Raw genomic sequence first — 23,474 nt, 5'->3', positions numbered from 1 at the left:
GTCGCAGAGCACATCACTATTTCTCCTGTTCACATCTATTGGGCTCAATCGAGCCGAGGACAACCTTATGAATAAGTTAGTGGTTTTAGGTAGTGTTAACGCTGACCATGTTCTGCAAGTGCCTTCTTTCCCTCGCCCAGGCGAGACGTTGCATGGTCGTAACTATCAAGTTATTCCGGGTGGTAAAGGTGCCAATCAAGCAGTTGCGGCGGCGCGATTAAACGCCGATGCCGGTTTTATTGCCTGTGTGGGTGATGACGCGTTTGGCATCAACATTCGTGAAAATTTCAAAATGGATAACATCAATATCGCCGGTGTGAAAATGGTGCCCAATTGCCCAACAGGGATTGCGATGATCCAGGTATCAGATAGCGGTGAAAACAGCATTTGCATTTCAGCAGAAGCGAACGCCAAGCTGACGGCTGAGACTCTTGAGCCTGACTTAGAGTCGATTCGCCAAGCCAAGTACTTGTTGATGCAGCTTGAAACGCCGATGTGTGGCATTGAAAAGGCCGCACAAGTGGCAAAGCAAGCGCGTACCAACGTGATTCTAAACCCAGCACCCGCGCACACGTTGTCTGATACACTTCTCGCTTGCGTAGATGTGATTACGCCCAATGAAACCGAAGCCGAAGTGCTAACGGGGATCACGGTCAGTGACAATGACAGTGCGCAACAAGCGGCGAATGCACTGCATCAAAAAGGCATTGAAATCGTGATGATTACGCTTGGCGCGAAAGGGGTGTGGCTTAGCCAGAACGGTCGTGGTCAATTGATTGAAGGTTTTAAGGTCGATGTGACAGACACCACCGCAGCGGGCGATACTTTTAATGGGGCATTGGTCACTGGTTTACTTGAGGATTTGCCTTTAGAATCAGCAATTAAGTTTGCTCATGCTGCCGCGGCTATCTCGGTGACGCGTTTTGGGGCTCAAACCTCAATCCCATCACGTCAAGAAGTCGATGCGTTTTTAGCTGAGCACAGTTAACTGACAGCACATATGCGGAGTAAGTAACATGGCGACAATGAAAGATATTGCGAGACTGGCGCAAGTCTCGACCTCTACGGTGAGCCATGTCATCAATAAATCTCGTTTTGTCAGTGAAGAGATTTCTCAGCGAGTAAACCAAGCGGCTCAGGAGCTAAACTATCGTCCTTCAGCGTTGGCGCGCAGCTTAAAAGTGAATCGTACCAAAACGATTGGTATGTTGGTGACCACTTCAACCAACCCATTTTTTGGCGAAGTGGTCAAAGGGGTTGAACGTAGTTGTTATCAGCAAGGTTACAATCTTATTCTGTGCAATACCGAAGGTGATAACCTTCGGATGCGTGAGTCAATCAACACCTTGCTACAAAAGCGGGTCGATGGATTGATTTTGATGTGTTCCTCGCTTGAGGGCGAACGTATCGAAGTGTTTGAACAATACCCTGACATCCCTGTGGTGGTGATGGATTGGGGACCAATGTTGTTTACCAGTGACAAAATTCAAGATAACTCGTTGCGTGGTGGTTATTTGGCCGCCAAACACTTGATTGATAACGGCCACACAGATATTGGCTGTATTACTGGGCCGTTGGTCAAGCATCAGGCTCAAATGCGCTACGAGGGTTACAAACGCGCGTTAAATGAGGTCGGACTAAACTTCAATTCAGATTGGATCATTGAATCTGATTTTGAATGTGAAGGTGGCTACGAAGCGTTCAATAAAATGTATCAAAATGGACCGTTACCGAGCGCTGTCTTCGTTTGTAACGACATGATGGCACTGGGTGTTATCAACGCGGCCAATGAGAAAGGGGTTGCTATCCCGGAACAGCTTTCGATTATTGGTTATGATGATATCCATATTGCCAAATTTATGACTCCCTCACTCACCACCATTCACCAACCTAAGTATCGCCTCGGTAAAGCGGCAGTTGAAGCGGTGTTAAAAAAGCTGGCGGATGCGCTGTGTGAAGCACAGATTGTTCAATTAGAACCGACCTTAGTTGAGCGCTCGACCGTCAAGCGTTTGAACACTGCAAACGGCGCGAAATAGACCGCCACCCTCTATCACTTATTCATCGTCTAAGTCAGTTGGCAGGGTGCGCGGTAAAGTAAAGGTAAAGTGAACCCCGTTGTTTGGCTGTGAATCAAAGTGCAATTGCCCTTTCAGTTTTTTATGTACCAAATTGAACACCAAATTCAATCCTAATCCTGAACCGCCCATGCCTCGTTTACTGGTATAAAAAGGTTCAAAAATCTTTTGATGTAGTGATGCGTCAACGCCAGCGCCATTGTCACGGTATTCGACGATAACGTCTTCATCTTGCTGTCTTAGTTCAATTACAATCTTGGGTTCGTTTTGGTGTTCAAACGCATGATTAATGCTGTTCATGATTAGGTTCGAAATCACCTGAGTTAGTACGCCCGACAAGCTACTCATGGTTATTGACGTATCGCCCTCAATACGCGGTATGACGGGCACTTTGCGTGTCTCTGGGTGAAGGCTAGCCAACAGTGCGTCGAGAACTTGATAGACGTTAAAATTGCTGCGACTTTCAGACACTTGATCAACCGCGGTTTGCTTAAAGTCGCGTACCAGTTTTGCGGCGCGATTGAGGTTGTGCTCTAACATCGAATGGCTTTCACTCAGTGTTGCCATTAACGATTCAAATTGATCACTGGTCAGCGTTTGTGTAGCAAAAGCGTGTTTCGCTTGATTGACGGTCTCTTGAATCACTGAGGTGGCGGTCACCGCGATGCCGAGAGGGGTGTTGACCTCATGGGCAACGCCTGCGACTAAGCCTCCGAGGGCGGCGAGCTTTTCAGATTCGATCAGTTTGTCTTGGGTGCGCTGCAGTTGTTCCATACTCTGTTTAAGATCCAATGTCCGTACCGCCACCGTATGTTCGAGTGATTGATTGAATTGCTCTAGCTCGATTTGGGTTAGCTTAAGCTCAGTAATATTGAGCGCGGTACCGCGAAAGCCGATGAAATGGCTGTCGTCAAAACGGGCCTTGGCTTGAAATAACAGGTAGTGCGTGATGCTGTGCAGGGTCAAACTCACTTCACAACGACTAAAGTCACCTTGGCGCGCTAAATATTGCAGTAATGCTTCACAATCAACGAGGGCAGGGATCGATCTCAGTTGTGGCTTGGTGTCGGGCTGAACTTCTAGCGCTTCTTGCATGCTTTCAGAGCAGTAAACTAACTCACCTAACGCATTGGTTTCCCACAACCAATCGGAAGAGATGTGGGCGAACTCATGGAACCTCTCTCGTTCTTGCTTAATGCTGTTATAAAGCAGTGTGACATTTTGTGTGATTTTGTTGGTCTCATCTCCAAGCCAATCAAGTTCATCCTGCTTCTCGGTTATCCAGGCATGATGCTCAAGGGTTAAAGGCTCCTTAGGGTGACGAGGGTTGTATTTTCTTAGGTATTGAGCGATAGCAAAAATTCGTTGGTTGACGCTTTTGTGAAAGACCATAAGCACCAGATAACAGACAAGCAGTGTTTTGGCTGCGTTTAAAAACAGAGTGTAAATTGCCTGCGTGATAAGGTAGTCGTATATTTCCTTCGCGTCGGTTTGAATAAAAATAGTTCCGATTGACTCGACGAGAGAAGAGTTGGGGTGGTGATAGAGTAGGCTATATTGTTGTGTAATCGCATGTTCAGTAACGGATTGGCCTGACTCGAATTGGTAATCATCACTGGTGACACGTAAATAGTCGAGTTTCGGTAGATTGACTAAACCATCGAGTTCTTGTTGTAGCGTGACAAGATCAAAATTCCACAGTGCAGAGGCTATCAAGGGGGCGTGAATATCGCGTACTTCCAGTTGCCGTTGTTCGACGGCACCGAACTCATGAGTATAGTCCCACGAAAGTTGTAATAACGTAGTAAAGACAGTGATGGCGCCACTGAGCAAAACCATGATTAAGATAATACGCCGCCCTATGCGGCTATAGAGTGGATTATCATGGCAATCTTCAATGTCTTTGCTGCGGCTCATAAATTTCCTCGTTTTTATCAGTATAGTCATTAAACAAATATTGAGTGCGCTCAGAGTTGGAGAGTTACGCTAAGCCAACTACACTCAATTCATACCTTAGTGGGAGCGGTGCGATGCGTTGGATCTGGATATGGCTGTTATTTGCGTCACCGGTTTGGGCGACAAAAGTACTTTTAATAGAAAGCTATCACTCGGAGTACCCGTGGGACGCTAGCTATGTTCAAGGGTTGACCGAAACCCTTGAACCAGGTGTGGAGCTGATGACCTATCAAATGGACACCAAACGGCTTCCTGTAGAAAAACACCAAGCTCAAGCTGACAAAGCCTTTGCGGTCTACCAACAGTACCAGCCAGAGATTGTGATTTTGGGCGATGACAACGCATTGAATTACCTATTGCCGAAGTTGTATCAACAACCTATCTCTATTGTTTTTCTTGGGATTAATGCCAACCCGCGAGCGTTATTGACGCAATATCGCGGTCAAGCGAAGGTGACGGGAGTATTAGAGCGACCATCGTTTGTCAAATCTCTGGGTGAACTTCGCCGCCTATTTGCTAGTGAGTCGTTTGCGGTTCGAATTTTGTTTGATTCTGGTGTGACGTCGAAGATTGCTAAAGACTATATAGAAAAGCAGTACCGTTTAATTAAAAACAATCTGGGGATTGACGTTGATATTGAAGCGATAGAAACGATGGCACAATGGCAGCAGCAAGTCCTTAATGCAAAACAAGCAGGTTTCAGTGTCATTATTGTCGGCTTGTATCAAACACTCGTCGATGAAGAGGGCAATAATGTGGCTGCTACAGAGGTCATCTCATGGACGAACCGCCATTCACCGTTACCGATTTTTGCTTTCTGGGATTTTGCAGTAGGAGAGAATAAAGCGGCTGGTGGTGTGGTTTTATTTGGGCGTAGTCAGGGTGTACGCGCCGCTAATCTTGTCAATGAGATCATTCAAACCGGGCACGAACCGATTATTCCTATCGTGACGGATAATCAAGGGCAAGCGATCTATTCGCGCAAAGAATTCCAGCGATGGGGATTGAATATGCCTTACCATTGGCAAGCGATTGAGTAGTTTGCGGGTAATTTGATTGAAGAAAAGCAGAACTTTGAAGTAACGCGGTCTATTCGATTTACAAACTTTTGCTTTACAGTTAAAAAGAACAAAAGTATCAGCGACTATTGACGATAATATGTTGTGATCAAACTAAGAAAGAAGAATTATGAGCGGATCAAGTAGTACGATATTGACGGAGAGTGGTACCAATGAGCTAGAAATCATTGAGTTTCACCTAGTGAAAGAGCTTGCTGATGGAAGCAAAAAAACCTGTTATTACGGAATAAATGTCGCCAAGGTACGTGAAGTCATTCAGGTCCCTGAAACGACAGATTATCCGAATGCGCAGCCACATATGGTGGGGGTTTTTTCTTCGCGAGATGTCTTAACGCCTTTAGTCGATTTGGCAGGTTGGCTTGACGTTCCGACCAACAAAGACTTAAAGCGTAAGTTTGTGATCGTGACCGATTTTAACAACATGACCAACGGTTTTCTTATCGATAGCATAAGCCGTATTCACCGTATCTCGTGGAACGATGTTGAATCGCCAAGCCAATTCTTAGAAGCGGGTGAGCAAGATTGTGTTGTCGCCGTTGTCCGTAAAGATGGCAACCTGATCATGATTCTGGATTTCGAGAAGATCATTGCCGACATCAACCCAGAATTGAGTATGGAAAAATACGATGTGACCGTCGACAAATCAGTAGATCTGAATCAGCGTATGATCACTAAACGTAACGCGAAGACGGTAATGGTGGTTGATGACTCAGCATTCATTCGTTCAATGATCCAAGACACTTTAAGTTCTGCAGGTTACAACGTTATCGCGTGTAAAGATGGTGGTGAAGCACACGACAAATTGATGAGCCTTATTGAAGTGGCAAAAGAAGAGAATATGCCAATCAGTGAGTTTATTGACGGTGTGGTTACGGACGTTGAGATGCCACGCATGGATGGTATGCACTTAGTGAAACGTCTGCGTGAAAGTGACGCTTATTCGGTAATGCCTATCGTCATGTTTTCATCATTGATGAGTGAAGATAACCGTACCAAAGCCTTAGCGTTGGGTGCTAACGATACGATTACCAAACCAGAGATTGGCCGAATGGTAACCTTAATGGATAAGTACATCTTTGCTAAAAACGAATAAATTTGTTTCCACCATAAAAAAAGGATACGCACTGCGTATCCTTTTTTGTTTGTCTATGCTTGAAGCTTAAGCTTCAGTAGTGCGACGACCATGACCACGTTCGCCACGGAAGTTGCCACGGTTGTCACCGCCGCGGTTACGGTCGAAACGACGTTCACCATCGCGACCAGCGCCACCTTCACGTTTACCGCGGTAACCACCTTCACTACGACCACCTTCACGGCCGCCACTACGGAAACCACTTTCACGACGGCCACGAGGCTCGCGGAAATCATCAAAGTCACAGACAACAGCGTCGACTTGCTTTTGACGAATACGTAGTTTGCGCAGTTTACCTGCAGTTTCAGAAGACATTGCTTTTGGTAGCTGAACGTAAGTTTCACCTTGTGCAAGTTTAATTGCACCGATAGAACCTTTAGTTAGACCAAGTTCGTTCGCTAGTGCGCCAACGATATCTTTAACTTGAACGCCTTGCTCGCGACCAACTTGCAACTGGTAAGTATCCCAGTCTTGGTTGTTGGTGCTACGACCACCTTCACGACGGCCACCTTCACGACCATCACGACCAGTTTCACGACGGTCTTTGCGACGTAGCTTATCACGCTCAATGGCTTCAATCATTGGGTCTTCGCCAACATAGAATAGTGGGCGCTTACCTTGCTGACGTTTAAGTAGAATCGCAGCGAGTGTCGCGGCGTCTAGCTCTAGAGACTCTTGCAGTTTTTCAACCAGCGTAGAGAATTTCTCTAATGCTTTGTGTTCTTTTTCAGTTTCTAGCTCAGCACCAAGTTTAGCTAAGCGTGACTCTGCCACTTTGTCACGGTGTGGAAGTTGAATCTCTTCCATTGATGACTTAGTTACACGTTCGATAGTACGAAGCATACGCAGTTGGTTAGGACGAACCAAAAGGATCGCTTTACCTTTACGTCCTGCACGACCAGTACGGCCGATACGGTGGATGTAAGACTCAACATCGAATGGAATATCGTAGTTAAATACGTGTGTAATACGTGCAACATCAAGACCACGAGCAACAACGTCAGTCGCGACTAAGATGTCGATAACACCTTGTTTGATGTGATCAACAGTGCGCTCACGCAGTGATTGTGGAATGTCACCGTGCAGTGCTGATGCTTTAAAGCCACGTGCAGATAGCCAATCAGCTAGGCGCTCGGTATCTTGGCGAGTACGTACGAATACGATTGACGCGTCAGTCTCTTCAGTTTCTAGCAGACGTGACATTGCTTCGTCTTTCTCTACGCCTTTTACAACCCAAAATTGCTGTATAACTTTATCTACCGTGTGGTTTTTACCCGCCACGTCGACAGTCTCAGGGTCACGCAAAAAGCGCTCAACAATCTTTTTCAGCATTGGAGGCATAGTTGCAGAGAATAAAACGCGCTGTGCAGAAGCTGGAGAGTGCTCCATGATAGCAGTTACGTCATCAACGAAACCCATGTTAAGCATTTCGTCTGCTTCATCTAGAACGAAAGTATTCACTTCATCTAGGTGCAGGCGGTCACGGTTAATAAGGTCTTGAACACGGCCAGGGGTACCAACAATAATTTGCGCACCATTCTTTAGTGCACGCATTTGATCAACGATTGATGCACCACCGTAAATCTCAAGAACTTTAAGTCCTGAGATGTTTCGGCCAAGGTTCTTGATTTCTGCCGCAACTTGAATCGCAAGCTCACGAGTCGGAGCAAGAACGATAGCTTGTGGCTTACGCTGATTAAAGTCGATTTTGTTTAATAGCGGAAGAGAGAAGGCAGCAGTTTTACCTGTACCTGTTTGTGCTTTACCTAGTGCATCTTTACCAGCCAATAGATGCGGAATTGCGGCCGCTTGAATTGGTGTTGGTGAAACAAAGCCCATATCATTAAGAGCGGAAAGGAGAGAATCGTTAAGCGCTAAATCGCTAAACTGAATTACAGAATCTGTCATTGGGATCCTACTATATCTATGTCAACAAAAGGTCCCACGAGCTCTACCAATTCCAATACCAATCCAGTTAAGAGCTGATTCCGTTCAGATGCGGAAAAGTCGTAAATCGCATCAAGCCACTAGGGACGTAATTAAGGGTGCGGATTATTCCTTAAATACATAAAAAAAGCCAGAAAAAATTGAAATTCATCACAATTCTTCTTTGAATTGAGCTGTTCTGTTCACATTTTCGTCACCAAATCGTGCCATGTGGTTAAATAATCAGCATGTTAATTTGGTTGTTAAGCGATTGAATTGCCCGCCAATCACCAGATTGTGATACTTGCGCGCTAGCGAGCCCATAGTCGCGATGATATAGTGTGCGAAATTTTTTGGTTAGATACTGACTCGGATAAAACAAGATAGATGTTTCAAGATAACCCTCTACTGGCTCAACTTAAGCAGCAAATTCAAGAAACGCTTCCTAAAAAAGAAGGCACGATCAAAGCGACAGAGAAAGGCTTTGGTTTTCTCGAAGTGGACAACAAAAAAAGCTTCTTTATTCCGCCTCCCTACATGAAGAAATGTATGCATGGCGATAAAGTCCAAGCGATTATCCGCACTGAAAATGAGCGAGAAGTTGCTGAGCCAGAAACATTGTTAGAGCAAGGCCTAAATCGTTTTATCGGTCGTGTGAAGCTGTTGAAAGGTAAGCTCAATGTTTCGCCTGATCATCCGCAATTGAAAAAGTTGTCGCTAAAAGCAAAAACGCGCAAAGGCATCAAGAGTGATGATCTTAAAGAGGGAGACTGGGTTGTCGCACATCTTATTCGTCACCCGCTGAAAGGTGACGATGGCTTCTTTGTCGAAATTTCACAAAAGATTACTGACGCTGACGACAAAATTGCGCCTTGGTGGGTGACGTTAGCGCAGAACGACTTACCGAACAGTGAACCTGCTGGGATTGAAAATTGGCAAATTATCGATGACCCTGATCTGCAACGTATTGACCTGACTGATATTCCTTTTGTTACCATTGATGGTGAGTCAACCAAGGATATGGATGACGCGTTGTATGTGAAAAAAACGCAGTCAGGTGATTTCGAACTGACGATTGCGATTGCGGATCCAACCGCTTATATCACTCCTGATAGCGAAATGGACAAAGTTGCGCGTGAACGTGGCTTTACGATTTATCTGCCGGGGCGCAATATTCCAATGTTGCCCCGTGACCTTGCCGATGAGTTGTGTTCATTAATGCAAGATCAAGTTCGTCCGGCGCTTTGCTGTACGGTCACCATTGATAAACAAGGCGTGATTGGCGACGACATTCAATTCTTTGCCGCGAACGTTAAATCGCATGCTCGCCTTGCTTATGATCATGTTTCAGATTGGCTCGAGCATGGCGAGTCACCGCAGTGGCAGCCGAGTGAAGAGATTGCGCAAATCGTCCGTGATTTGTATGACTTCTCGTTGGCACGAGCTAACTGGCGTGAAACGCACGCAGTGGTGTTCCCCGATCGTCCCGATTACCGCTTCGAATTGAGCGAAGATAATGACGTAGTGGCGATTCATGCGGAAACTCGTCGCAGTGCCAACCGTTTGGTCGAAGAGGCGATGATTACCGCCAACATCTGTGCTGGCCGTATTTTACGCAGCGCTTTTAACTCAGGCGTATTCAACACTCATGCAGGCTTCAAACCTGAGAAAATCGCCGAGGTGATCAGTTTCATCAACCCAGAAGGTGAGTTGCCTTTTACTGCTGATTCAGTTGCAACACTTGAAGGATTTGCCGAGCTGCGCCGTTGGTTGACTCAACAAGAAACCAGCTACCTTGATAACCGTATTCGTAAGTTCCAAAGCTACAGTGAAATTGGTAATCAGCCATTACCTCATTATGCGATGGGCCTTGATATTTACGCGACTTGGACATCACCGATCCGCAAATATGGCGATATGATCAACCATCGTATGCTTAAGGCACATATTTTGGGTAAAGCTCCAGTGCAAACGGCAGATGACAGTGTGGGAGAAGAGCTCGCGTTGCATCGTAAGCATCATAAAATGGCGGAACGTAATGTTGGTGATTGGCTTTACGCTCGTACATTGGCTGACGAGCCGAGCAAGCAAACTAAGTTTAACGGTGAGATCTTTGATATTAACCGTGCAGGTATGCGAATCCGTCTGGTGGAAAATGGCGCTGCAGCTTTTGTTCCGGGCACGTTGATTCTTGCAAACAAAGAACGTCTCGAGTGCAATAGCGATAATGGTACGGTCTCAATCGATAAAGAAGTCGTCTATCGCCTTGGCGATGTGGTTGAAGTGGTGTTGACCGATGTTAACCAAGAAAACCGCAGTTTGGTTGCAAAGCCAACCCAAGTGTTTGATGAAGTAAAGTCTGACGACCAAACTTCAGCGGCGGCGGAATAATCGCTAACGGCACGAACAACAAGGGCGCTCATTGAGCGCCCTTGTCATGTCTGGTGTTAATCTGTCCAAAACATCGCTTTAGGATCTTTGGCTATTTCACGAGTGATAGCGGTCAAATCACTGCTTTGTGCCAGATAGGGGTAGGGCATCCACGCCTCTAGCTCGGTTTCATGAGGCATGAACAGTTGCCATTGATTCAGCTCGCCGTTCCACTCTACTTTCGCGACGGGGTTTGTGTAGTCGCAGTGGCTTGAATCGAGTAGAAAGTGCTGTTTAATAAATACGACACCGTTGTTTAGCACCTCGTAGCAAGCTTTACCAAGTTCGGCGGGCGTGCTTTGGTTGCGCTGCTTACAAATAAGCTGCGCTCTGCTTTCGACCTGTCTTTGTAGCAAACTTACCAGTCCCATAACGTTGTTCTTTCCGCACGTTGCAGTGATCGATATTGACCATATCTTTGTTTAACCATAGTAGATACAAGATCTAAGCATGTCTGTATCGGTTTTCACAAAAATGTCATCAAATCGACTTAACATAACCGCGGTTAACTACATTATCACAACGATTGGGAAAAAATTATGCTTCGTGTTGCGCTCGTTACACTTTTATCGACATCGCTACTCTCGGCGCCATTATGGGCTGAAGAGGTAAATGTGTCTGGTTCAACTTCAGTCGCTCGAGTTATGGATGTCTTAGCCGAACACTATAATCGTACTCAAAGTGATACATATGTAGCGGTGCAAGGTGTAGGTTCAAGCGCAGGGATTACGTTGGTTAAAAAAGGTGTTGCGGATATTGGCATGAGTTCTCGTTATTTGACCGAGAGTGAGCAAGATGAAACGCTGACCGTCACGCCAATTGCCTTTGATGGTTTGGCCGTGATTGTCAATAAGGGTAATCCGATTGAAAATATTACTCGTGAGCAGCTGTTTGATATCTATAAAGGTAAAGTGACCAACTGGAAGCAGTTAGGTGGTAATGATCAATCCATCGCCGTAGTGACTCGCGAAGCCTCTTCTGGGTCGCGTTATAGCTTTGAAAGCTTAATGGGCTTGACCAAAGTGCTTAATGACCGCTTAGTGTCAGACATCAACCCAGAGAATTTAGTGGTGAACAGCAACAGCATGGTTAAAACCATCGTTAACCATAATAAACAAGCGATTGGTTTTGTGTCGACAGGTTCAGTCGACAGGTCAATCAAAGCAATTGAATTTGAAGGCGTCAAAGCAAGCAGTAAGACGATCGCTAACGGCACCTACCAACTATCACGCCCATTTTTAGTGCTGTATAACACTGAAACTCTTGATCAGAACGTGCGCGGCTTTATTGACTACTTACAGAGCGAGAAAACGCGCGCATTAATTGAAGAGTATGGTTATACACCTATTCGTTAGTTAATTGATTAAACCTATAATGAACAAAGCCCAGCATTGACGCTGGGCTTGGTTTTATCATCATTTGTGGGTTATTCGAAATCAACGCCAGCTTCTTGGTGCAAGCGGCGACACGCTTTACCATCGCTGTGGAACAAGTGACAGCGATGGGCCGGAATACCAACCGCAAGTTTATCGCCTGGTTCAACCGCTAAGGTGTCTGGCTGACGATAAATCATGTCAGCGTCAGCGGCATCAATGTGCAAGTAAACTTGTGTCTCGTTGCCAAGTTTCTCAACGATGTTAACGTCACCTTCGATGGTTGCATCGCCTTCGTTCGCAGGCAGCAGATGCTCAGGGCGAACACCTAATGACATACGCTCGCCGCGCGTAACTGTGGTGCCATCGACAGGTATCCAGAATGAGGTCCCGTTTGCTATCTGTACCAACACGCGCTCTTTCTCGACTGCTTCAATGAACACACTCATAAAGTTCATCTTTGGTGAGCCGATAAAGCCTGCGACGAAGCGATTCTGAGGGTAATGGTACAATTCGAGCGGTTTGCCGACCTGAGCAACGAACCCAGCATCTAAAACCACAATTTTGTCTGCCATGGTCATTGCTTCAACCTGATCATGGGTAACGTAGATCATGGTGCAGCCCAGTTTACGTTGAAGTCTGGTGATTTCTGAACGCATCTGGACACGAAGCGCCGCATCAAGGTTTGATAGTGGTTCGTCGAGGAGGAATACGTCTGGTTGAGAAACCAGAGTACGACCGATAGCAACACGCTGACGTTGACCGCCAGATAGTGCCTTTGGCTGGCGCTCAAGAAGGTGGCTCAATTGCAGAACTTCTGCGGCTTGTTCAACACGCTTGTCAATTTCACCCTTACTGGCTTTGGCCAGTTTAAGACCAAACGACATGTTATCGTAAAGGTTTAAGTGCGGGTAAAGCGCATAAGACTGGAACACCATGCCGACACCACGCTTTGACGGCTCGACTTCGTTCATGCGCTCATTACCGATATAAAGATCACCGGATGTGATGTCTTCTAGGCCTGCAATACAACGCAGTAGTGTCGACTTACCACAGCCTGATGGACCGACGAATACAACGAATTCGCCCTCTTGGATCTCTAAATCAATGTTCTTGGAAATCAGTACGTCACCGTAAGCTTTAGATACATTTTTTAACGTGACACTCGCCATTTAGCTCGCCCTCGATCAATTTTTATAATTTACTGCCTATCATTATATGAATTATGGAGCAGGCAATAACAGTAGGAATTTGGTAAGGAATGGATTTAATTTTTCAAAGGGTAAGAAAATATGGGTGATGGAGCTTCTCACACCACCCATCAAGCCAAATTAAGTTTGCTTCCCCCATGTACTCAAGCTTCTCCCCCGAATGAATCAGTAACCTGAATACCTACGTGACTTGAGTACTTTAAGCAAACCCTGCGGCATTGTAACCAGTCACCATTACGTTGTGTTACTGGAAAGGGTTCTTACCATCCACTCTTGGATGTAGCTAGTTTGGAAAAATACGCCGCCTAAGACATCCTCCTAAGCAAAAAAAATGCAGGGGTAGTAGCAGGGGAGGAGCGATTTGAGGGAGTAGACTACATAGGGCGATCTAGCTCAAATATTTCTCTGTGTCTATGGTGCATTTGATCACATTAAGCGATTAATTTGTGATGCCGGTCGCCATCCTATAACGATGGGGATCACGAAAATAGTTCATAATAGCAAGGGCGTAGGGAGTAGGAGGATGAGTCTTTTGTCAGTTTGGCTGAGAATCACTGTTGAAATACGGCGAAACCTCAGGTTGCGCCCTACAACACAAATATAAAAAAGGATATCAACATGAAAAACGCCCTAAGCACAGTGGCACTTGGCACTCTCGTTGCCCTTGGCTCATTTGGTGCAAACGCTGCTATCGAAGAAGGTCAACTTACTATCTGGATTAATGGCGATAAAGGCTACAATGGACTCGCTGAAGTAGGTAAACAATTTGAAGAAGACACAGGCATTAAAGTGACGGTTGCTCACCCTGATGCACTTCAAGACAAGTTCCCACAAACAGCGTCGACTGGTGACGGTCCTGATATTGTGTTCTGGGCTCATGACCGCTTTGGTGGTTACGCAGAAGCAGGCCTGCTAGCTGAAATCAACCCATCGAAAGAACTAAAAGAGGGTATCGTTGACTTCGCTTGGGATGCAGTGAAGTACAACGGCAAGCTCATTGGTTACCCAGTCGCGGTTGAATCGCTATCACTTATCTACAACAAAGATCTTGTGCCAAATCCACCTAAGAGCTGGGAAGACGTCGCGGCGATTGATGCCAAGCTTAAAGCCGATGGCAAGTCTGCGATCATGTGGAACCTGAAAGAACCGTACTTCACATGGCCTTTGATGGCGGCTGACGGTGGTTATGCCTTCAAATATGGCGCAGCAGGCTACGATGTCAAAGATGCGGGTATTGCCACCGAAGGCGTCAAAGATGCAATGAACTTCGTTAAAGGTTTGGTTGATAAAGGCGTGATCTCTTCTGATATGGATTACTCAGTTTCTGAGTCTTCATTCAACCAAGGTAAGACCGCAATGACCATCAATGGTCCATGGGCTTGGGGTAACATCGAGAAGTCTGGTATCAACTATGGTGTGACGACACTGCCTAAATTTAACGGCCAATCTTCTAAGCCATTCGTTGGTGTTCTTACTGCTGGTATCAGCACAGCGTCACCAAATAAAGATCTTGCGGTTGAGTTCCTAGAGAATTACTTACTGACCAATGATGGTCTGCGTAAAGTGAACGACGACAAACCACTTGGCGCCGTTGCTCTAAACTCTTTCCAACGTGAGCTTGATGCCGATACACGCATCGCGGCAACAATGGATAACGCAATGAATGGCGAAATTATGCCAAACATCCCGCAGATGAATGCTTTCTGGGGCAGCGCGAAGAACGCAATCATCAACATCGTTGATGGCCGCCAATCAGTCAACGAAGCACTGGCTGACGCTGATAAACAAATGACTAAATAATTCTTTACCCTTTTAAGGAGGGGGTAACCCCTCCTTCATTTCTCTTTTTATATTATCGCTAGCAGGTTCTCATATGCAGTCAGTTCAAGGTACAGATGTTATGACATCACCCACAACGAGCTTGCCTTCAAGTAAAAGTGTCTTAGTTAAGTGGGGGCTTCTCGGCTCTATCGGTATTCTTAACGGTTACGCGACAATCCTAATGTATTCACGCGGTGAGATGGCCTTTGCCCTTCTTACCGTCATTCTTACTGCTTTGGCACTTTTTATCTTTGGTAGTAAAAAGACCTATGCCCATCGCTATATCTACCCGGGTATTGCGGGGATGATTTTGTTCATCCTATTCCCTTTGGCATACACCATTGGTCTTGCTTTCACAAACTACAGTGCGAAAAACCAACTCTCTTACGAACGAGCACAGACTGTGTTGCTTGATCGAACCTTTCAAAGTGGCAAAAGTTATCCTTTCACTTTGTATAACACCGAGCAAGGTCAACGTATTGCGATTCAAGATGGCGATCAGCTTTTAGCCACTGACGCCTTTGATCTAGCGACCCTTTCGCTCTCTGACCTTGATCTTGCGCCTGTAGACGGTATTGATGGTCAGAAAGAGACAATTAAGACCATCGTTCAAAACCGCCCGACGTTGTCTGAGCTGGATTTGCATTTACCAAACGGCGAAGACATTCGTATGAGTGGTCTACGTAAATTTGCCGCTGTCGTGCCACTGTATACCCTGCAAGACGACGGTGAATCACTCTACAACAACCGTACTCAAGAGATGCTACGTCCTAATATTGATTCGGGCTTTTACCAACCTGTAGATGATAGCGGTCAGTTTGTGGGTGACACTGTCTCGCCCGGCTTTGTGGTTAACATTGGTAGCGATAACTTCGAGCGTGTATGGAAAGATGACGGCATTAAAGAACCGTTTATCAGTATCTTCATTTGGACGATTATCTTTTCGGCGGTGAGTGTGGCACTGACCGTATTCATCGGCCTGATTCTGGCCAGCGTAGTGCAGTGGGAAGCGCTGCAAGGACGTGCTATCTATCGTGTGTTACTGATTCTGCCTTATGCCGTACCAGCGTTCATCTCTATTCTGATCTTTAAAGGTTTATTCAACCAAAGCTTTGGTGAAGTGAATATGGTTTTAGAAGGCCTGTTTGGCATTAGTCCTTCATGGTTCTCTGACCCTATTCTGGCGAAAAGCATGATCCTTATCGTCAATACTTGGCTGGGTTTCCCTTACATGATGATCCTGTGTATGGGGCTATTAAAAGCGATTCCTGATGATCTTTATGAAGCATCAGCGATTGATGGCTCGAACTTTATCTCGAACTTTACCAAGATCACCTTGCCATTGATGATTAAACCGTTAACACCTTTGTTGATTGCGGCCTTTGCTTTTAACTTCAACAACTTTGTTCTTATCCAGTTGCTGACTCAAGGTGGTCCAAACATGATTGGAACCTCAGAGCCTGCAGGCTACACCGACTTGCTTGTGAACTACACCTATCGCATTGCCTTTGAAGGCGCGGGTGGTCAAGACTTTGGTCTCGCAAGTGCAATCGCAACACTTATCTTCCTACTTGTAGGTGCGCTCGCGCTACTCAACCTACGTGTAACGAAAGTCGCTCAGGATTAAGGAAACGAAAATGGCAATGGTACAAGGTAACTCTTTAAAATACCGTGTGTGGGCTACTCATGTCGCTATGTGGGTGTTCCTATCACTGATTATCTTTCCACTACTGATGATTATCGCTATCTCGTTTCGTGAGGGTAACTTCGCTACGGGGAGCATCATCCCGGAAAATCCGTCTCTCGATCACTGGAAATTGGCGCTCGGCTTCTCAATAACCAGCGCTGATGGCACGGTGACGCCACCACCATTTCCGGTACTGACTTGGTTATGGAACTCGATAAAAGTTGCGGGTATCTCATCGATTATGATCGTGTGTTTATCAACCACTTCTGCTTATGCGTTTGCGCGGATGAAGTTCAAGGGTAAAAACACCATCTTAAAAGCGATGATGATTTTTCAAATGTTCCCTGCCGTATTGGCGCTGGTTGCGCTTTACGCTCTGTTTGACAAGTTGGGTCAGTACATTCCGTTCTTGGGGTTAAATACTCATGGTGGACTGATCTTCTCGTACTTAGGCGGTATCGCTCTGCATGTATGGACAATCAAAGGTTACTTCGAAACCATCGATGGTTCACTAGAAGAAGCCGCTGCACTCGATGGTGCAACGCCTTGGCAAGCATTCAGATTGGTTCTACTGCCCCTATCAGTGCCTATCTTGGCGGTCGTCTTCATCCTGTCATTCATTATGGTTGTCGGTGAAGTTCCGGTAGCATCTCTACTGCTTTCTGATGTAGACTCTTATACATTAGCGGTTGGTATGCAGCAGTATTTGTACCCTCAGAACTACTTATGGGGTGACTTTGCAGCAGCAGCAGTGTTGTCTGCACTACCAATTACCGTCGTATTCTTACTTGCGCAGCGTTGGTTGGTCGGAGGATTAACCGCCGGCGGTGTGAAAGGGTAATAATAACGATAAGGGCGACCGCGAGGTCGCCCATTTTGTGTCTCTGCTTAACAATTTTGGTTTGGCCGCTGATCAGTTAAGTAGAGAGCAGACCTGGCGTTACGCATAGCTGGCTGTTAGCAAGATTCCTTACTATTTGACTACTAACAGTTTTTGTAACCAAAACCCGGCTTTGTCCCGGGTTTTTTTATGTCTGCAATTTGTGCTCAACAGAGTAGCAATTCCTTGCTGCAGGGCTAAATAGCGATGCAATTGTCCTGCGACTGACTATTCAATTATTAATGAAAGCGATCTTTATATTTCATTATATTGAGCGTGACATCATTAAAATCCAAGCTTTTAGCTACCTTGGCGACGCTTTGCGGCCCCCGAATAAGCTAAATGTAGAAAAATTACCACAAAATTTTGCGTGTTTAATTTCTCACTATCCCTCTACTATCTTCGCTGTTGTAAAACCCAATGCTATGGACGACATTGGCTGCTTAAGGATGCGCAAATATTCTAATTATTCAATAAGATAGGCAGTAGATACGATGTTAAGAAAAACAGTTGTTGCGGTAGCACTTCTTACCGCATGTTCGATCGCAAACGCAAACCCGTATGTCGGTGGTTCTATTGGTCAAGCTAAATTCGACCACGCCAATGCATCATTAAACTCAGCAATAATGAGTGGTAGCGAAGCACTAGAAATGCAAGACGACTCTAGCTTGGCTGGCAAAATCTATGCAGGTTATCAATTCAACCAGTATTTTGCTCTAGAGGGCGCGATTGGTGGATACGATGCACTGGACGGCGATATTGTAACTGTCGGTGATATGAAGTTTGTAGCGTTTCAGCCTAAAGCTATCTTGCCATTGACTGATCGTTTCAGCCTTTATGCTAAAGCAGGCATCGCTTACTTCAATGCTGAGTTTAAGGTTAGTAATTCAGTCGTTGGCGCGTCAGGCTACACAACAATGTCTGATACCACCATGACAGGTATCTATGGTATTGGCGCTGAATTTGCGCTGACGGATAACCTCCACCTTGAGGCGACATGGGATTACATGAATCCTGAGCTCGAAGTTGTCAAGCTTGCTAGCGCAACGGCGACAATTGATGCAGATATTAACGTCTTCTCTCTAGGTTTAAGCTACCATTTCTAAGCGTTAATGCTGTTGGAGCTCTACCTTTAGGGCTCCTTATGCTATTTTAGCGGGTAGGTTATTCTAACGTGGAGTCGTTGTGAACGATGTTAATCTTAGATATCTTGAGCTACTAATCAAGCATTATCCCTCCAATACCGATTGTGCAGTTGGACTTGACGAACTAGAAACGGCACTGTGCACTTCAAGACGAAATGTCTCAACGGTGATGCGCAAACTGGCGCAACTGGAATGGATTAACTGGCGACCAGCCATTGGTCGCAGTAAAAGCAGCCAACTGACGATCAATAAATCCATGCAACAAGCGCTGACTCAAGTATTAATTCATGAGTTGGAAAAAGCGCATTTTAAATTGATTGCTAAACTTCTCGACCATTATGGTGCGGTGGCAGTGAGGGCGCTCAACATTGCAACGGAAGCGCTCAATCATTCTAACGAAGCCAATAATTCGGTACTTATTTCATCTTATCCTTGGATTAATACGGTTGATCCGGTCGAAACATTTCGGCTCTCAGAACTGCAAGTCGTCAAGAGCGTTTACGATGTACTGATTAAGCAAGATCGCGATGGTCATTTACATCCCGCACTGGCACATACTTGGGAAGTCGACACCAATACCATTACGCTTTGGCTGCGTCCTAATGTCTATCGTCATGATGGCGAGTTGTTAACCGTTGACGATGTGATCTGGAGTCTTGAGCGCTTACGAACTTTCTCAGGTCCAGTACAAGAGCTCGGGCGTTGTATCGACCGTATATCAGCCCTTTCAGATCATTGCGTACAGATCACTCTTCATTATCCGAACTCGTTATTTTTGTATATGTTGTCAATGCCTAACGCTGCGATTGCTTGTCGAGAGACACGCTCATTTGGTGGACGGTACACTTATCATATTGGTACAGGACCATACCGAATAGAGCAGTGGAATGGTGAAAAACTGTGCTTAAAAGCGCACACCGAATATTACTCCACAGGGGCTTTGCTTGAACGTGTGACTCTGTCTCATGACAGTGAGGTGATTGAAAACACCCTCAGTTTTAACCAAGAGGTCGGTGAAATTGAGGTGGAGTCAATCAATGCTTTCTCTTACCTGACTTTTCATCCGCGTAAAGATAGCCAAATCAGTGTCGAGACTTGGCACAAACTGGCTGAAGTGATCCGTGAGCAAAAGTCTGTCTATGATCGCCAGAGCGCGGTGCAAGGGGTAGAGTTTCATCACGATACGGATCAGTTAGTTAGCGCAGGTCCGTTGCCTAAGCTTGAAGGTCGAATTGTGATTGCTGAGCCTATCTGGACCATCCCAAGTTTAATTCGCAACACCAAATGGCTGCATCGATTAATTCGTTCCACTGGTTTGGAGCTAGAGGTGTTCATTGTCGATGACATTAGTCGACCTGAGATGGCGTCTCAGCATGCTGATCTGATGTTGATCGAAGAGATTATTGAGTCGCCAGTTGAGTATGGGATGTATGAATGGTTAAGTGTGGCGACAGGCCTCAGGTTTGCGTTGACACCATCACAAATGGAAGATCACCAAGCAAAAATCCGTGAGGCAGTCGGCAAAGACAAGCCATTGGTCGCGTTGCGAGAAATTGAAAGCGGCTTATACCAGAGTAAAACCTGCGTCGCGCTATTTTGTGGACAAGAAGAGGTAACGAAAGCTCAGCAAGTGCGTGGTGTACAGGTCAGAAAAAGCGGCTATAGCGACTTCTATCAGCTTTGGATTGCAAACAATTCAGCATAACGTCTATAACTCACGACTCGACGGCGCGCAGCCCAAATGCCTAAGTAGTACATACAGGCTTTCTTGCGAGAGTGCGACTTTACGAAATAGGTCGGCAAAAAGGTCATCGCCGCCAAAGCAAGTACGAATATAGTGATTAATCTGTTCGTCAGCGTAGCCTTCGACATACAGAGTCCGTACCCATTGGTATTCGACCGATTTTAGATTCGATAGGGTCGCTTCGGTCAACGTGGTATTGCCAAAAGCCAAGAGATTTTCCTTCAATGACGCGTTTGAGTGTGAGCGGATTTAAGCAAATCTAGATGAAGAAAAAATGACACTGGGTTGGGTTTGATTAAAATCGGAGCGGTATAGCTCCGATTTGGTACCAAGGTCGTTATTTAAGGTACTTAACGTGGGCTTCCATCTCTTCACCAATCTGTTTGCGCATATTCATCAAACGAATCGCGGAATCACGCAGAGCAATATCTTCTGGTGTTTGAGGAGTCCACTCAGGGATCTCGGTTGGTTTGCCGTGTTCATCCACCGCAACCATGATGACAATACAGTGAGTCGTGAGGCGATTTTTGAGCTTGGTCGGATCACTGGCCTGAACGTCAATCGCGATATGCATTGAAGTTCGACCGGTATAAATGACCTTGGCGCTGACTTCGACTAAGTTACCCACATGAATTGGTGCAACAAAACGAATTCCGCCAGCATACGCTGTAATACAGTATTTACCACTCCAAGCGGCGGCATTGGCGTAGGCGGCCAAATCTATCCACTTCATCACGGCGCCGCCGTGGACTTTGCCACCAAAATTTACATCGCTCGGCTCGGCAAGAAAGCGCAGTGTTATATCGCGTTTACCCGTACTCATCGGTTATTCCTAAGTTGTTATTGTTATCACTCTTTAATAACAAACCACTTACTGTGGCGCAACCTCTATTGATAACGATGGCTTTAGTTATAGCAAAAGGGCAGAAATGATGAGGCCTGAGTGGTCAAGCTTTGGCCGTTACACTCAAGCGAATGAGATCGTATGGCAAATCGATTCACGCTTATTTTTTAGATACGTCTTCATATTCCCCTTCCAATACAGAGGCATCGTTTTGCTGAGAAAACGCAGTGCGTTGCATCTTGAGCGACTTCTCAATTTTTTTGCCTGTGATTAATGCGGCAATCGTCAATGGAATCGCTAGCATCAGACTGAAAAGAAGCGCGATAACGCCAACAAACAGAGCCAGAATAGTCGAAATAGTTTTATTCATAATCAATACCTCTTACGTTATGCACAAAGTAACAAAATGAAAATGAATCAAACATGAACGAGGAAGCAAAAAGGCCATCCTCACATAAATGAGGATGGCAATACGGGGGATTATTATAAGTATTATGTTGTGGAGTCTTGCTGCCGAAGGTTAGCGCAGCGATATTCTATACACTGTTAAGCGCTATTTGGTTGGGTAAGTTTTGTAACGTACACCCATCATCTGTTCCATACAGTGGACCACCTGACAGCTATAGCCAAATTCATTATCGTACCAGATGTATAAAACGCAGCGGTTGTCTTGCGCGATGGTCGCCGCACCGTCAACCACACCAGCAAAGCGCGATCCGACTAAGTCGGTTGACACCACTTCTGTCGATTCGGTGTAGTCGATTTGTGCAGACAGCTCAGACGTTAGCGCCATTTCTCTGAGGTAAGCATTAAGCGCTTCTTTATCAGTGCCTTTCTCAAGGTTGAGGTTGGCAATGGCCATAGAAACGTTAGGCGTTGGAACTCGAATCGCGTTACCCGTGAGTTTACCTGCAAGTTCAGGCAGCGCTTTCGCGACGGCTTTTGCTGCGCCAGTCTCGGTTAACACCATGTTTAACGATGCACTACGACCACGACGTTCACCTGAGTGGAAGTTATCAATCAGGTTTTGGTCGTTGGTGAATGAGTGCACGGTCTCAATGTGTCCAGACAGTACGCCAAACTTATCGTTAATCGCTTTAAGGATTGGGGTAATCGCGTTGGTCGTGCAGCTTGCCGCAGAGATAATGGTATCTTGAGGTTCAATAACCGCCTCATTGACGCCAAATACCACGTTCTTAATGTCGCCTTTACCAGGAGCGGTGAGTAGCACTTTCTTCGCGCCTTGACACAATAAATGCTGGCTTAGGCCCTCTGCATCGCGCCATACACCGGTGTTATCAACCACAAGTGCATTGTTGATACCAAAGTGAGTGTAATTCACTTCTTCAGGTTTGTTGGCGTAGATAAACTGAATGTAGTTACCGTTGGCGATGATGGCTTTACGCTCTTCATCTACCACAATACTGCCGTTAAATTGTCCGTGAACCGAGTCACGACGAAGTAGGCTAGCACGTTTTTCTAAATCGCCTTTTTTTCCGCCTCGAACCACAACGGCACGTAAACGCAGCGGGTAACCAGGGCCTGACTTTTCAACCAATAAACGAGTCAGCAGGCGGCCAATGCGACCGAAGCCGTATAGCACGACATCACGAGGCTCAGTGACGGTTTCGCCGTTCATTGCTCCGATTAAAGCGCTGTGCAAAAAGTCTTTTACGCCGTGTTCGTCATCGCGGCCTTGCCAAAATTGATGCGCGAGTTGGCCAACATCAATACGACATGGAGAGAGCTCCATTTCGGTTAGGGCTTTAATCAAAGGCAGGGTTTGCTGAGGCGTTAGCGCGGTGCCAGTATAGCGGCGGGCTAAGCGATGCGTTTTAATGATGTCAATTGTCGCAGCGTTAACGAGAGTTTTACCAAAAAGTAGAACTTCAACGCCCTTATGACGATAAAGCTGGCTAAGAAGTGGAGAGATAGTTTCCGCAATCGTTTGGCTGGTTTGCCAATCTAGGAGATGTTTCTCTGGGCTCATTGTATGTTAGACCTTTCGCGTTTTGGGGGACTGACTCTACTTTGCATTTGTAGGGGTGCTGGTAGAGGGAATAAAATCTTGTGTTAATTTTGTAGTTTTTATGCGGCAGGATTGTAATGCCTAACATCTTATTCTGCTAGAAAAATTAATGTTCTTATCTTCTGCTGTTAAATGGGTT

19 protein-coding genes are annotated in these 23,474 nt (G+C 45.8%); 11 read left to right on the top strand and 8 right to left on the bottom strand.

The genetic code is table 11. The features are described 5' to 3' along the window. Positions 1–67 precede the first annotated feature (67 nt). Positions 68–988: a ribokinase gene (rbsK, locus tag ViNHUV68_RS14910; protein ID WP_391091266.1), complete on the top strand. Its 921-nt coding sequence runs from the start codon at positions 68–70 to the stop codon at positions 986–988. Positions 989–1,016: 28 nt separating this feature from the next. Then, complete coding sequence (locus tag ViNHUV68_RS14905) at positions 1,017–2,039, top strand: substrate-binding domain-containing protein (protein WP_038173212.1); 1,023 nt, start codon at positions 1,017–1,019, stop codon at positions 2,037–2,039. 18 nt (positions 2,040–2,057) lie between these two features. On the opposite strand, the gene ViNHUV68_RS14900 is transcribed toward ViNHUV68_RS14905, so the two are convergent. Then, on the bottom strand, positions 2,058–3,995 hold the full coding sequence (locus ViNHUV68_RS14900; protein ID WP_391091264.1) for an ATP-binding protein: 1,938 nt from the start codon (positions 3,993–3,995) through the stop codon (positions 2,058–2,060). Between the two features lie 113 nt (positions 3,996–4,108). Here ViNHUV68_RS14900 and ViNHUV68_RS14895 point away from each other — a divergent pair, with 113 nt between their 5' ends. Together ViNHUV68_RS14895 and ViNHUV68_RS14890 are read left to right on the top strand one after the other, a co-directional pair. After that, positions 4,109–5,074: an ABC transporter substrate-binding protein gene (locus ViNHUV68_RS14895; protein WP_038173210.1), complete on the top strand. Its 966-nt coding sequence runs from the start codon at positions 4,109–4,111 to the stop codon at positions 5,072–5,074. Positions 5,075–5,222: 148 nt separating this feature from the next. Beyond that, complete coding sequence (locus ViNHUV68_RS14890; RefSeq protein WP_038173209.1) at positions 5,223–6,206, top strand: chemotaxis protein CheV; 984 nt, start codon at positions 5,223–5,225, stop codon at positions 6,204–6,206. 66 nt (positions 6,207–6,272) lie between these two features. Here the strand turns inward: ViNHUV68_RS14890 and ViNHUV68_RS14885 are convergent, their stop codons facing one another. After that, a complete protein-coding gene (locus ViNHUV68_RS14885) occupies positions 6,273–8,153 on the bottom strand; it encodes a DEAD/DEAH box helicase (protein WP_038173208.1) in 1,881 nt (626 codons plus the stop codon). 405 nt (positions 8,154–8,558) lie between these two features. Between ViNHUV68_RS14885 and rnb the strand changes: the two genes are divergently transcribed. Then, entirely contained in the window at positions 8,559–10,562 is a 2,004-nt protein-coding gene (gene rnb / locus ViNHUV68_RS14880) for an exoribonuclease II (protein WP_391091261.1), read from the top strand. A 56-nt stretch (positions 10,563–10,618) separates the two neighbouring features. On the opposite strand, the gene ViNHUV68_RS14875 is transcribed toward rnb, so the two are convergent. Further along, on the bottom strand, positions 10,619–10,972 hold the full coding sequence (locus ViNHUV68_RS14875) for a DUF3024 domain-containing protein (RefSeq protein WP_038173205.1): 354 nt from the start codon (positions 10,970–10,972) through the stop codon (positions 10,619–10,621). Positions 10,973–11,140: 168 nt separating this feature from the next. Here ViNHUV68_RS14875 and ViNHUV68_RS14870 point away from each other — a divergent pair, with 168 nt between their 5' ends. Then, positions 11,141–11,956 carry a phosphate ABC transporter substrate-binding protein gene (locus tag ViNHUV68_RS14870; protein ID WP_038173204.1) on the top strand — a complete coding sequence of 272 codons (816 nt, stop codon included), beginning with the start codon at positions 11,141–11,143 and terminating at the stop codon, positions 11,954–11,956. A gap of 71 nt (positions 11,957–12,027) precedes the next feature. Here ViNHUV68_RS14870 and malK read toward each other — a convergent pair whose 3' ends face one another. Then, positions 12,028–13,146: a maltose/maltodextrin ABC transporter ATP-binding protein MalK gene (gene malK / locus ViNHUV68_RS14865; protein ID WP_391091259.1), complete on the bottom strand. Its 1,119-nt coding sequence runs from the start codon at positions 13,144–13,146 to the stop codon at positions 12,028–12,030. A gap of 657 nt (positions 13,147–13,803) precedes the next feature. Here malK and malE point away from each other — a divergent pair. The 5 genes from malE (at position 13,804) to ViNHUV68_RS14840 (ending at position 20,423) form a co-directional block, all read left to right on the top strand. Beyond that, positions 13,804–14,985, top strand: coding sequence for a maltose/maltodextrin ABC transporter substrate-binding protein MalE (malE, locus tag ViNHUV68_RS14860; protein WP_038173201.1), 1,182 nt, complete (start codon positions 13,804–13,806; stop codon positions 14,983–14,985). Positions 14,986–15,058: 73 nt separating this feature from the next. Further along, on the top strand, positions 15,059–16,633 hold the full coding sequence (gene malF, locus ViNHUV68_RS14855) for a maltose ABC transporter permease MalF (protein WP_391091257.1): 1,575 nt from the start codon (positions 15,059–15,061) through the stop codon (positions 16,631–16,633). Between the two features lie 10 nt (positions 16,634–16,643). Beyond that, the gene (gene malG / locus ViNHUV68_RS14850; protein WP_038173199.1) at positions 16,644–17,534 is read left to right on the top strand and encodes a maltose ABC transporter permease MalG; all 891 of its coding nucleotides are present in this window, start codon (positions 16,644–16,646) and stop codon (positions 17,532–17,534) included. 533 nt (positions 17,535–18,067) lie between these two features. Next, positions 18,068–18,679: an outer membrane beta-barrel protein gene (locus ViNHUV68_RS14845; protein ID WP_051686478.1), complete on the top strand. Its 612-nt coding sequence runs from the start codon at positions 18,068–18,070 to the stop codon at positions 18,677–18,679. Positions 18,680–18,758: 79 nt separating this feature from the next. Next, positions 18,759–20,423: an ABC transporter substrate-binding protein gene (locus tag ViNHUV68_RS14840; protein WP_391091255.1), complete on the top strand. Its 1,665-nt coding sequence runs from the start codon at positions 18,759–18,761 to the stop codon at positions 20,421–20,423. Positions 20,424–20,426: 3 nt separating this feature from the next. Here the strand turns inward: ViNHUV68_RS14840 and ViNHUV68_RS14835 are convergent, their stop codons facing one another. The 4 genes from ViNHUV68_RS14835 to ViNHUV68_RS14820 all read right to left on the bottom strand — a co-directional run bounded on the left by ViNHUV68_RS14835 (position 20,427) and on the right by ViNHUV68_RS14820 (position 23,296). Beyond that, the gene (locus ViNHUV68_RS14835) at positions 20,427–20,672 is read right to left on the bottom strand and encodes a hypothetical protein (RefSeq protein WP_038173197.1); all 246 of its coding nucleotides are present in this window, start codon (positions 20,670–20,672) and stop codon (positions 20,427–20,429) included. A gap of 127 nt (positions 20,673–20,799) precedes the next feature. Continuing rightward, positions 20,800–21,285, bottom strand: coding sequence for an acyl-CoA thioesterase (locus ViNHUV68_RS14830; protein WP_038173196.1), 486 nt, complete (start codon positions 21,283–21,285; stop codon positions 20,800–20,802). Between the two features lie 181 nt (positions 21,286–21,466). Continuing rightward, positions 21,467–21,676: a hypothetical protein gene (locus tag ViNHUV68_RS14825; protein ID WP_038173194.1), complete on the bottom strand. Its 210-nt coding sequence runs from the start codon at positions 21,674–21,676 to the stop codon at positions 21,467–21,469. 183 nt (positions 21,677–21,859) lie between these two features. Further along, complete coding sequence (locus ViNHUV68_RS14820) at positions 21,860–23,296, bottom strand: glyceraldehyde-3-phosphate dehydrogenase (protein WP_038173193.1); 1,437 nt, start codon at positions 23,294–23,296, stop codon at positions 21,860–21,862. Positions 23,297–23,474 lie beyond the last annotated feature (178 nt).

Origin of the sequence: Vibrio sp. NH-UV-68 (assembly GCF_042940635.1) — a bacterium.
GTDB lineage: Bacteria > Pseudomonadota > Gammaproteobacteria > Enterobacterales > Vibrionaceae > Vibrio > Vibrio pacinii.
The sequence above is the reverse complement of the archived record's forward strand: the minus strand, read 5'-3'. Positions and strand labels throughout refer to the sequence as shown.